Raw genomic sequence first — 11,478 nt, forward strand, 5'->3', positions numbered from 1 at the left:
ACAGGCATGACCAGCAGCACAGCGGCGGCGGAAGCGCGGACGCAAGAGGTTGAGTTCGAGCAAATGAATTTGCAGGTGGGTGGACGGATCCAGTTGATCACGCACCGCACGCTGAAGCCGATCCAGCACTTTTCCACGGTCATCGGCTGGATCAAGGATGAATACATGATCGTCAAGGCGCCACTGGAAAATGGCGCCCCGGTCGCCTTGGCCGAAGGCGACAAGCTGACGATCCGCGTCTTTTCCGGCGTCAACGTGTGCGCTTTTTCCACGGTCGTGCAGCGCGTCTTCGACCGTCCACTGCTGTATGCGCATGTCGCCTTCCCTGCACGCATCCAGGGCACCAGCCTGCGCACGGCGATGCGCGTCAAAGTCGACATTCCCGCCCAGCTCGCGTGCGCGGGCGGCATCAAGGCCAACGTGTTCCTGGTCAATCTCAGTGTCTCGGGCGCGCTGCTCGAATCGGAATTGCCGCTGCCGGGAGGTGACGCCAAGGTCGGACTGTCGTTTACGTTGCTGGCGCCGCCGGATAACCGGCAAGTGCTGGTCAATACCTATGCGCACGTGCGCAACTCCAACGCCATCAAACCCGCCACGCCGGAGCGGCCGTCCATGCATACCTATGGCGTGCAATTCTCGGGGCTCGATCCGTCGCATTACACTTTGCTGCAAAACCTGACGTATGAAGCGTTGATCGCGGACCGGCAAAAGATTGTCTAAAAACAAAAACCGGGCCTCAGCCCGGTTTTTTTGCCGCCCTAACCGGGCGGTATCAGCCAGATGGATTAGTTGTTTTTCGTGATCGCCGCCGCAGCTGCGGTATTCGTCACGGTGGTGGTATTGTTCCAGGTGATTGCCGTGCCGTTGGCGGCAGCAGTTGGGGCCATGGTGATGACCAAGCCATCAACGCCGGTGCCGATGCCGGTTGCCAGCGTCACAGTAATCGTACCACCGGCAACCGTTGCCGATGCCACTTCCTTGGTCGCGGTAAAGACTGGAACGACGGTCACGGCGCCAGCGGCGGTCGTATTGCAACCGGTCAGCACGCCTCCAGCTTCCTGGGCGCACAGGCCAACCGCAGTTTTCAGCGGAGTAACGGCGCCCAGCGCATTAGCAATCTTGGCTTTTATCGTGTAATCACTGTACGCTGGAATCGCCACAGCCGCCAGGATACCGATAATGGCAACCACAATCATCAGTTCGATCAGGGTGAAGCCGGCTTGTGCTTGCTTCTTGATTTGTTTAATGGATTTCATTTTGATTCTCCTCAGGCGGTGATTGGTACAGGTTGTTTGGTGCCACGTTTGAGTAAGAGCAAACCGCGTGCCAGCCTGTTTTCGCCATTGAAAGTCATGATTTACGACAATTTCTGTCAATCCAGGCAGCCGGATTGACGTTTTTTGTCAGTCAACCGGCAAAATTTGTCAGCTCGCATGGCCAAAAATTGGCAACTGACAGATTTTGTCAGATCAATCTTGTCGAAATGCCATTTGCGTGCCGCTGAGATCGATAATGTCGCCGTTTTTCAGCCGCACCGGCTGCTTGCCCAGCACGGCGCCATTGACCAGGGTGGGCGCGTCGCCCTCCACCTGGGCAATGGAATATGCATCGACGCCACGGGAAATCACCACCACTTGCACCACCGGACGGCCCAGAGTCGTCAAGGGCTTGGTGAGCGCCAACTGCTTGCCGGCATTGGCGCCATTCATGACTTCGACCCGTCCTGGCGCCGTCACGGCCACCTGGGGCAGCGGCACGGTGGCGTCCGACGGCGTGGCGGCTTCGGCTTGCGGGCGCACGCCATCGGCCAGGTAATCGATCTGGTACTTGGCCAGTTTGATGGCGTCGCCATGCTGCAGGAAATGTTTGCCGATGCGCTGGCCGTTGACGAACGTGCCATTGGTGCTGCGAAGGTCTTCCAGGAAGGAATCATCGAGGATGGTCGTGATGACGGCATGTTCGCCGCTGACGGCCGGATGGCTGAGCACGATGTCGTTATGGCTGCGGCGGCCGATGGTCATGCGTTCCTTGTTCAACGCGATTTCCTGTTCGACCACGCCGTCGCGCGCAATGATGATCTTCCCCAACCAGCGCCTCCGAAGTAGGAATAAAAAAAGGGGAGCTTGACGCTCCCCCTTATTATTCACCAAAAGCTTGAATTACAGCATTGCTTTCAGCAGACGCGCCATTTCGGACGGGTTGCGGGTGACGGTAATGCCGCAGGCTTCCATGATTTCCAGCTTGGCATCCGCGGTGTCAGCGCCACCGGAGATCAGCGCGCCGGCGTGGCCCATGCGTTTGCCTGGAGGCGCGGTAACGCCGGCGATGAAGCCAACCACTGGCTTCTTCATGTTGTCCTTGATCCAACGGGCTGCGTTGGCTTCGTCCGGACCACCGATTTCACCGATCATGATGACCGCGTCGGTATCTGGATCTTCGTTGAACATGCGCATCACGTCGATGTGCTTCAGGCCGTTGATCGGGTCACCACCGATACCAACTGCCGACGACTGGCCCAGGCCCAGTGCGGTCAGCTGACCCACTGCTTCATAGGTCAGCGTGCCCGAACGGGACACCACGCCGATGCGGCCTTTACGGTGGATGTGACCTGGCATGATGCCGATCTTGATTTCGTCAGGGGTGATCAGGCCTGGGCAGTTCGGGCCCAGCAGCAGGGTCTTGGAACCAGCTTTGGCCATGCGGTCTTTGACTTCCATCATGTCGCGGACTGGAATGCCTTCGGTAATGCAAATAGCCAGGTCCAGTTCAGCTTCAACGGCTTCCCAGATCGCGGCGGCAGCGCCTGCCGGCGGCACGTAGATCACGGAAACAGTGGCGCCGGTTTCCGATTTGGCTTCCTTGACGGACGCGTAGATTGGAATGCCTTCGAAGTCTTCGCCGGCTTTCTTCGGGTTCACGCCAGCAACGAATGCTTCGCGGCCGTTGGCGTAGTCGCGGCAACCGCGGGTGTGGAACTGGCCGGTCTTGCCGGTGATGCCTTGGGTGATGACTTTGGTGTCTTTGTTGATCAGAATAGACATGTTGATTCCCTTAATTATTTACCAGCTGCAGCGGCAACAACGCTCTTGGCAGCGTCTTCCATGGTGTCAGCAGCGATGATCGGCAGACCAGAGTCAGCCAGCATCTTCTTGCCCAGATCTTCGTTGGTGCCCTTCATGCGCACGACCAGCGGCACTTGCAGGGAAACGGCTTTCGATGCGGTGATCACGCCTTCGGCGATCACGTCGCAACGCATAATGCCGCCGAAGATATTCACCAGGATGGCTTTCAGGCCAGGGTTCTTCAGCATGATCTTGAACGCTTCGGTCACTTTCTCAGCCGTGGCGCCACCGCCCACGTCCAGGAAGTTGGCAGGTTCGCCGCCGAACAGTTTAATCGTGTCCATGGTTGCCATGGCCAGGCCGGCGCCGTTCACCAGGCAGCCGATGTTGCCGTCCAGGGAGATGTAGGCCAGGTCGAATTTCGATGCTTCGACTTCGGCTGGATCTTCTTCGTCCAGGTCGCGGTAAGCGACGATTTCCGGATGACGGAACAGGGCGTTGGAGTCGAAGTTGAACTTCGCATCCAGGGCGATGACTTTGCCCGAACCGGTCAGGATCAGCGGGTTGATTTCAGCCAGCGATGCATCGGTTTCCCAGTACGCTTTGTACAGGCCTTGCAGGTTGGCGCGCGCGTCCAGGATCGATTCGGCTGGCACGCCGATTTTCGCCGCAACGGCGTCCGCATCCGCGTCGGTCAGGCCGACGGCTGGATCGATCACCACGTTGTGGATCAGTTCAGGGTGCTTTTCAGCGACTTCTTCGATGTCCATGCCGCCTTCCGACGACGCCATCAGCACAACGCGCTGGGTCACGCGGTCGGTGACCAGCGAGACGTACAGTTCTTTCTTGATGTCCGCGCCTTCTTCGATCATCAGGCGGCGTACTTTCTGGCCTTCAGGACCGGTCTGGTGCGTGACCAGCTGCATACCCATGATCTGGTCCGAGTACTCTTTCACTTGTTCCAGCGACTTGGCAACTTTCACGCCGCCGCCTTTACCACGGCCGCCAGCATGGATCTGCGCCTTGACCACCCACACCGGGCCGCCCAGGGTTTCAGCAGCTTTCACTGCCTCTTCCACGGACATGCACGGGATACCGCGCGGAACCGTCACTCCGAACTTTCGGAGGATCTCTTTGCCTTGATACTCATGGATTTTCATGCTGGCTTCCCTTTTGATTGGTACTGATAAAAATGATTAAACTGCTTGGTTAAACTGCCGGGGGGATTCTTCTGCGTTCGCCGGCTCAGCCGTGGTTGCCACCCAGCGCGGATAGAAGCGGGCAACCGCCCCGCCATCGGTGCGCAAGGCATGGCATTTATCGAGCTGAAACGGCTTGTTATGCGGCACGTCGGCGCTGGCCCCATCGTGCGTGGGCCAGACATCGTTGGCGAAAGCCTGGACTGCCGCCGTTGGCAAGACCTGGGCCAGTTCCGTAATGTGGGTACAACCAGCAATACCATTCAAGCGCTGCTTGAGTTCTTGCCGGAAACCTTTTAACAAGTTCAGTCCCACCAACGCCTGGTAAGCGGGCGCGATGGTGTCACAAAAACCTGGGTACGGAACGGAGGCGGAATCGGCTTCGGCTGCAACGATGTTCAGTTGACGGTCCACAGTAATGCGCAGCCACAGGTCATGCAGTGGCTGGCCAGCGGAACGCAGGCCGGAAGCGAGCAGGGTGTCTTTTTCTTTGATGTCGGTGATATGGGCGTCGAGGTCCCACAGGCCATCCTCGCGCGCATACGCCTGGATGTCTATGGCACGCGTGTGCCGTAGCGCACGTCGAGAGACTGGAGTTGACAAGGACATAATACCGATGCCGCTTTCGCGGCAGAAATTAAAAGCAGCCATGTACTTTTATGCATCAAAAAGCACGTTGCCGCAGCTTCTACGGACAACCACCGCCCCCGCGGTGCTGCAAAAACCGTCAAAGTGTAGCACACGATTGCGCGAGTTGCGATGTGCCTTATATCAACTAGCAGGCAAATTCACACTACTTAGTAATTAAATATGGCAGGGTGATTACCACTTACTCGTCGTCGTCCGGACTGCCCTTCAGCGCTTCGCGCACCGCCTTTTGCGAAAACCCCCGCTGCATCAGGAAGCGCATTTGTTTGGCTTTTTGCTGCGCATCTTGCGCCACCGCGCCGAACTTGCGGCGCCACACTTCGACGCAGCGCGCGGTTTCATCTTCCGCCAGACCCGCCTTTAACTCGTGCAGCGCTTCGCCCTGGATGCCGTGGCTTTGCAATTCCGCCACGATGCGGCTGGCGCCATAGCGGGCGGAACGGCGGTGCACCAGCGATTCGGAAAAGCGTTCCTGCGACAGCCAGTTATTCTTTTCCAGGAAGTCCAGCAAGGCATCGATATCGTCGCCCTCTTCCGCGTGCCGGGCCAGCTTGCGACCCAGCTCGAGCCGGCTGTGCTCGCGCGTGGACAGCAGGCGCAAGGCACGGGCTTTCAGGCTGGGTTTGGGCATGGGCATCACGGACTCCGGAAATAACAAAGGCGGATGACGCGCTTGCGCGTGTCTCCGCCTTACATTGCTACATACTAATTAAAGCTTAGTCGACAGCTTTCAGCTTCGGCGCCGGTGCGGCGTCTTCCGCCGAAGGCGGCAATTCCCGCACACCCAAGGCTGCACGCACCTTGTTCTCGATTTCGCGCGCCAGGGCCGGGCGCTCTTTCAGGAACGTGCGGGCGTTATCCTTGCCCTGACCGATACGCTCACCGTTGTAGCTATACCAGGAACCGGATTTCTCCACGATCTTGTGCTCGGCGCCCAGATCCAGGATTTCACCTTCGCGCGACGTGCCTTCGCCATACAGGATGTCGAAGTGCGCTTCCTTGAACGGCGGCGACACTTTGTTCTTGACGACTTTGACCTTGGTTTCGTTACCGATCACTTCATCGCCGGACTTGATGGAACCGGTGCGGCGGATATCCAGGCGTACCGACGCGTAGAACTTCAGCGCGTTACCACCGGTCGTGGTTTCCGGGCTGCCGAACATCACGCCGATTTTCATGCGGATCTGGTTAATGAACACCACCAGCGTGTTGGTGCGGTTGATGGAACCGGTCAACTTGCGCAGTGCCTGCGACATCAGACGCGCCTGCAAACCTGGCAGCGAGTCGCCCATGTCGCCTTCGATCTCGGCGCGCGGCGTCAGGGCGGCGACGGAGTCGATGACCACCATGTCCACACTGCCGGAGCGCACCAGCGCGTCGCAGATTTCCAGGGCCTGTTCGCCGGTATCCGGTTGCGAAATCAGCAACTCGCTCAGGTTCACGCCCAGTTTTTGTGCATAGACCACGTCCAGCGCGTGTTCCGCGTCGATGAACGCGCAGGTGCCGCCCAGTTTTTGCATTTCTGCAATGGTCTGCAGGGTCAAGGTGGTTTTACCGGACGATTCCGGACCGTAGATTTCCACCACGCGGCCGCGCGGCAAGCCGCCGACGCCCAACGCGATGTCCAGGCCCAGCGAGCCGGTGGACACGGTTTGCACTTCTTCGATCGGCACGCTGGAATCCATGCGCATCACGGAGCCCTTGCCGAATTGCTTTTCAATTTGCGCCAGCGCAGCGGCCAGCGCTTTGGCCTTTTCCGATGCGGGTACTGCGGCTTTCTTGTCGTCCATGATGGTCTCTCGGCGTGATGTTGACAGATGCGTGATTAGGTACAGGTGATACTGTATAAAAATCCAGTGGTTTTTGCAAGCGCTGTTTTTGCCGGCGTGCGAAATAACGAAATCGCGTAAAAGCTGGCAATGTTAAGCAAACTCTTACAAAATACCAACTCCCGCAGCTGATTCGAATCAACCATGCGTATTTTACTTGCCGAAGACGATAGCGTCCTGGCCGATGGCCTTACCCGTTCGCTGCGCCAGTCCGGCTATGCGATTGATTGCGTCAAGAATGGGCAGGAGGCGGACACTGCCCTGTCCACCCAGGAATTCGACTTGCTGATCCTGGACCTGGGCTTGCCGAAGATGCCGGGACTGGAAGTGTTGCGCCGGCTGCGCTCGCGCGGTTCGCTGCTGCCGGTCTTGATCCTGACGGCGGCCGATTCGATCGAACAGCGCGTCAATGGCCTCGACCTCGGGGCCGACGATTACATGGCCAAGCCGTTTGCGCTATCCGAACTGGAAGCGCGCGTGCGGGCGCTGACGCGGCGCGGCCAGGGCGGCGGCTCCACCGTCATCAAGCACGGCCCGCTGACCTATGACCAGGTCGGCCGCAGCGCCTATATCAATGACCAGATGCTGGATTTGTCGGCGCGCGAGCTGGGCTTGCTGGAAATCCTGCTGGCCCGCACCGGGCGCCTGGTGTCGAAAGAACAGTTGGTCGACCATCTGTGCGAATGGGGCGAAGAAGTGTCGAACAATGCCATCGAAGTCTACGTGCACCGCCTGCGCAAGAAGATCGAAGTGGGCGGCGTGCGCATTGCCACCGTGCGGGGGCTGGGCTATTGCCTGGAAAAATTCAGCGACGCCCCGCGCCCTGAATCCAAATAAAGCGCAGCGTGGGCGCCCCCTCCCCTGACGACGATCCCCAGTCCGCCTGGCAGGAGGGCGGCAGCAATGGTGGCGATGGCAGCGCGGAAATCCAGCATTCCCTGTTTGGCGAAATTCTCGACTGGATGCTGGCGCCCCTGCTGCTGCTGTGGCCCATGAGTATCGCCATCACCTACCTAGTGGCGAAATCCATCGCCAACCAGCCGTTCGACCACGCGCTGGAAGACAGCGTCACCGTGCTGGCCCAGCAAATCCGCGAAGTCGATGGCCGCATGGTGCCCCGCACCGGCGGTTCCGCCCGCGATTTGCTGCGCGCGGACGATGTCGACACCGTGTATTACCAGATCGTCGCACCCAGTGGCGAGATACAGGATGGCGACCGCGAATTGCCGCAGCCGCCGGAAGATGACCGCGACCGCCCGGGCGCGGTGCACTTCAGGAATGGCAACATGCATGGCACCCAGGTGCGCATCGCCTATTCTTTTGTTGTGCTGGAAGACCGCGGCGCGGAGGAAACCCGGCTGGCGCTGGTGCAGGTGGCGGAAACCCTGGAAAAGCGCGCCAAGCTGGCCAATGAAATCATCAAGGGCGTGATCCTGCCGCAATTCATCGTGCTGCCGATCGTGCTGGCGCTGGTGTGGTTTGCCCTGTCGCGCGGCTTGTCGCCGCTGGCGCAATTGCAGGAGCGTATCCGCGCGCGCAACCCGGATGATTTAAGTCCGATCGATGCGCGCCAGGTGCCGGAAGAAATCACGCCGCTGGTGCGCTCGCTCAATGACATGCTGGAGCGGCTGTCGCTGTCGATCGACATGCAAAAGCGCTTTATCGCGGACGCGGCGCACCAGATGAAAACCCCGCTGGCCGGCATGCGCATGCAGTCGGAACTGGCGCTGCGCCAGACCGACCAGGGAGAAATCCACCGCTCGCTGGAACAGCTGGCCAAAAGTTCGGAAGCGGCGACGCGCCTGGTCAACCAGTTGCTGGCGCTGGCCCGCGCGGAAAACCAGCCGCAGGCCGGCGCCGCGCTGTTGCCGCTGGACTTGCCGGAACTGGCCCGCAGCGCGGTGCGCGACTGGGTGCCGGCGTCCTTCAGCCACCGCATCGACCTCGGTTACGAAGGGCCGGACGACGGCATCGCGATTGCCGGCAATCCCACCATGCTGCGTGAAATGCTGTCCAACCTGATCGACAATGCGCTGCGCTATACGCCGCAGGGCGGCGCCGTCACCGTGCGCGTCAGGGCGGCCGGTGGCATGGCCGTGGTGGAAGTGGAAGACACCGGCCCGGGTATTCCGGAAACCGAACGGGGCCACGTGTTTGAACGCTTTTACCGCATCCTCGGCAGCACGGCGGAAGGTTCCGGCCTGGGACTGGCCATCGTGCGCGAGATCGCACAGCAGCATGACGCCAGCGTCGAACTGACAACCAACCCGCGCAGCCTGGCGCCGAAAATGCCGGGCTGCCTGTTCCGCCTGACGTTCCCTTTCTATACACCGCCGGCGCTGCCGGAATCGAGCGAGTATGAATGACCCCCGCCTGCATGCGCTGCGCATGGAACACTGGAGACAGACCCGCAACCTCACTGCCGTGCTGTTGCTGTTGTGGGTGGCCACGGTGTTCAGCGCGGTGTTCTTTGCGCGTGAACTAAGCGGCATGACCCTGTTCGGCTGGCCCCTGTCGTTTTACCTGGCGGCCCAGGGTGCGCTGCTGATGTTCCTGGCCATCATCGGCGGCTATGCGTGGCGCATGCGCGTGCTGGACCAGCGCTACCGGGACCAGTCGCCATGAAGCGCACCTTCTTCCAGCGCCTGTCGCGCTACTACCTGTTGTTTACCGGCGGTTTCGGCTGCTTCCTGCTGGCGCTGGCCATGCTGGAAAAAGAAGGCATGCCACGCGTGTGGATCGGCTATTTATTCATGCTGGCCACCATCACCCTGTACGCCTTCATCGGCCTGGTCAGCCGCACCTCGAACGTGTCGGAATATTATGTCGCGGGACGGCGCGTCCCGGCCCTGTTCAATGGCATGGCGACCGCCGCCGACTGGATTTCCGCCGCCAGCTTCATCAGCCTGGCCGGCACCCTGTACCTGCACGGCTTCGAAGGCCTGGCCTATATCCTGGGCTGGACCGGCGGCTATTGCCTGGTGGCGCTGCTGATCGCCCCTTACCTGCGCAAGTTCAGCCAGTACACGATTCCCGATTTCCTCGCGGCCCGCTATGGCGGACCGCATCACGGCCGCATCGTGCGCATGATGGCGGTGGCCGCCACCATCATTGTGTCGTTCACCTATGTGGTGGCGCAAATCTATGCGGTGGGGCTGATCGCGTCCCGCTTTACCGGAGTGGATTTCTCGGTCGGCATTTTCCTGGGCTTGGCCAGTATCCTGGTGTGCTCCTTCCTCGGCGGCATGCGCGCCATCACCTGGACCCAGGTGGCGCAATACATCATCATCCTGGTCGCGTTCTTGATGCCCGCCATCTGGCTGTCGGCCAAGCATGGCGGCAACCCTGTGCCGCAGGTGGCTTACGGAAAACTGTTGCCGCAATTGACCGCGCGCGAACAGGCCCTGCAGCACGATCCGAAAGAACAGGAAGTTCGGCGCCTGTACCAACAGCGCGCCGCCGACTATGCGGCCAAAGTGGAAGGCTTGCCCGGCACCTGGGACGCGGGGCGCTTTGACGCCCAGCGCCAGCTGGACGCCGTGAAGCAGCGCAATGGCAGTTTGCTGGAAATCCGCCAGGCGGAAAAAGCGCTGCTGGCCTATCCCAAGACCGTGGAAGAAGCCGCCGATGCGTGGGACGCGGCGCGGCGCTATTATGAACAGCGCGCCCTGCCCCCGGTACCACACGCGGAACCCTTTGCGGCGCCCAGCGCGCAGGCCTCCGATATCAAGCGCAATAACTTCCTGGCGCTGGTGTTTTGCCTGATGGTGGGCACGGCCGCCTTGCCGCACATCCTGATGCGCGCCTATACCACGCCGTCGGTGCATGAGACGCGGGTGTCGGTATTCTGGACGCTGTTCTTTATCCTGCTGATTTACCTGACCATTCCCGCGCTGGCCGTGATGGTGAAATACGACGTGTACACCGCCATGGTGGGCAGCAAATTTTCCCAGCTGCCGACCTGGGTGTCGTACTGGGCCAACGTGGACCGGGCGCACCCGCTGATCAGCATTGCCGACATCAACCGGGATGGCATCGTGCAACTGGCGGAAATCGCCTTCGATGGCGACGTACTGGTCCTGGCCACGCCGGAAATCGCGGGCTTGCCTTATGTGATTTCCGGGCTGGTGGCGGCTGGCGGCCTGGCGGCCGCCCTGTCCACCGCCGATGGCCTGCTGCTGGCGATTTCCAATGCGCTGTCGCACGACATTTATTACCAGACCGTCGATCCGCACGCGTCCACGCAAAAACGCGTGACGATTTCCAAGCTGCTGTTGCTGGCCGTGGCCTTCATTGCCGCCTATGCGGCATCAACCAAACCGGCCGACATCCTGTCGCTGGTCTCGGCCGCGTTTTCGCTCGCCGGCTCGACCCTGTTCCCGGCGCTGGTGCTGGGCGTGTTCTGGCGGCGCGCCACCCGCCAGGGCGCGGTGGCCGGCATGGCGATCGGGTTCCTGGTGTGCGTGTATTACATGCTGCACACCAATCCCATCCTGGGCGGCAACGCGGCCGGGCAATGGTTCCAGATCGCGCCGGTCTCGGCCGGCGTGTTCGGCGTGCCGGCCGGTGTGCTGGCGATGGTGATCGTGAGCTGGCTGACACCGCCGCCGGGCAAGGATGTGCTGGCGCTGATCGACTTTATCCGCACCCCGGAAGCGTCGCCGCGGGACCGGTGACGACTAGAGGGAGTTATCAGGCAGGCTAGCCAAATTGACAGGGCGATGTTAATCTAGGGAAATT

Annotated in this window: 12 protein-coding genes; 5 read left to right on the forward strand and 7 right to left on the reverse strand. The window is 60.5% G+C overall.

Annotation, left to right across the window (positions count from 1 at the left end; all coding sequences use genetic code 11):
* The first annotated feature begins 6 nt into the window (after positions 1-6).
* The gene (locus AC1RRC_RS14830; protein WP_493056253.1) at positions 7-720 is read left to right on the forward strand and encodes a flagellar brake protein; all 714 of its coding nucleotides are present in this window, start codon (positions 7-9) and stop codon (positions 718-720) included.
* Positions 721-785: 65 nt separating this feature from the next.
* Here the strand turns inward: AC1RRC_RS14830 and AC1RRC_RS14835 are convergent, their stop codons facing one another.
* The 7 genes from AC1RRC_RS14835 to recA form a co-directional block, all read right to left on the reverse strand.
* Positions 786-1,256 carry a pilin gene (locus AC1RRC_RS14835; protein WP_493056254.1) on the reverse strand — a complete coding sequence of 157 codons (471 nt, stop codon included), beginning with the start codon at positions 1,254-1,256 and terminating at the stop codon, positions 786-788.
* A gap of 213 nt (positions 1,257-1,469) precedes the next feature.
* Complete coding sequence (locus AC1RRC_RS14840) at positions 1,470-2,087, reverse strand: FHA domain-containing protein (protein WP_493056255.1); 618 nt, start codon at positions 2,085-2,087, stop codon at positions 1,470-1,472.
* Positions 2,088-2,159: 72 nt separating this feature from the next.
* On the reverse strand, positions 2,160-3,041 hold the full coding sequence (gene sucD / locus AC1RRC_RS14845; protein ID WP_493056256.1) for a succinate--CoA ligase subunit alpha: 882 nt from the start codon (positions 3,039-3,041) through the stop codon (positions 2,160-2,162).
* Positions 3,042-3,055: 14 nt separating this feature from the next.
* Positions 3,056-4,222, reverse strand: coding sequence for an ADP-forming succinate--CoA ligase subunit beta (sucC, locus tag AC1RRC_RS14850; RefSeq protein WP_493056257.1), 1,167 nt, complete (start codon positions 4,220-4,222; stop codon positions 3,056-3,058).
* 36 nt (positions 4,223-4,258) lie between these two features.
* The gene (locus AC1RRC_RS14855; RefSeq protein ID WP_493056258.1) at positions 4,259-4,912 is read right to left on the reverse strand and encodes a DUF2889 domain-containing protein; all 654 of its coding nucleotides are present in this window, start codon (positions 4,910-4,912) and stop codon (positions 4,259-4,261) included.
* A 178-nt stretch (positions 4,913-5,090) separates the two neighbouring features.
* A complete protein-coding gene (gene recX / locus AC1RRC_RS14860) occupies positions 5,091-5,546 on the reverse strand; it encodes a recombination regulator RecX (RefSeq protein ID WP_493056259.1) in 456 nt (151 codons plus the stop codon).
* A gap of 79 nt (positions 5,547-5,625) precedes the next feature.
* On the reverse strand, positions 5,626-6,699 hold the full coding sequence (gene recA, locus AC1RRC_RS14865) for a recombinase RecA (protein WP_493056260.1): 1,074 nt from the start codon (positions 6,697-6,699) through the stop codon (positions 5,626-5,628).
* A 183-nt stretch (positions 6,700-6,882) separates the two neighbouring features.
* Between recA and AC1RRC_RS14870 the strand changes: the two genes are divergently transcribed.
* The 4 genes from AC1RRC_RS14870 to AC1RRC_RS14885 are packed head-to-tail and all read left to right on the forward strand — an operon-like array spanning position 6,883 to position 11,414.
* Complete coding sequence (locus AC1RRC_RS14870) at positions 6,883-7,575, forward strand: response regulator (protein ID WP_493056261.1); 693 nt, start codon at positions 6,883-6,885, stop codon at positions 7,573-7,575.
* 8 nt (positions 7,576-7,583) lie between these two features.
* A complete protein-coding gene (locus AC1RRC_RS14875) occupies positions 7,584-9,104 on the forward strand; it encodes a sensor histidine kinase (RefSeq protein WP_493056262.1) in 1,521 nt (506 codons plus the stop codon).
* Positions 9,097-9,363 (forward strand): DUF4212 domain-containing protein, encoded by a 267-nt coding sequence (locus tag AC1RRC_RS14880; protein ID WP_493056263.1) that lies wholly within the window; start codon positions 9,097-9,099, stop codon positions 9,361-9,363. Before AC1RRC_RS14875 ends, AC1RRC_RS14880 begins: the two co-directional genes overlap by 8 nt.
* A complete protein-coding gene (locus tag AC1RRC_RS14885) occupies positions 9,360-11,414 on the forward strand; it encodes a sodium:solute symporter family protein (protein WP_493056264.1) in 2,055 nt (684 codons plus the stop codon). The genes AC1RRC_RS14880 and AC1RRC_RS14885 overlap by 4 nt, the downstream gene beginning before the upstream one ends.
* Positions 11,415-11,478: the final 64 nt, after the last annotated feature.

The organism is Pseudoduganella sp. GW821-FHT12E03 (assembly GCF_058807115.1).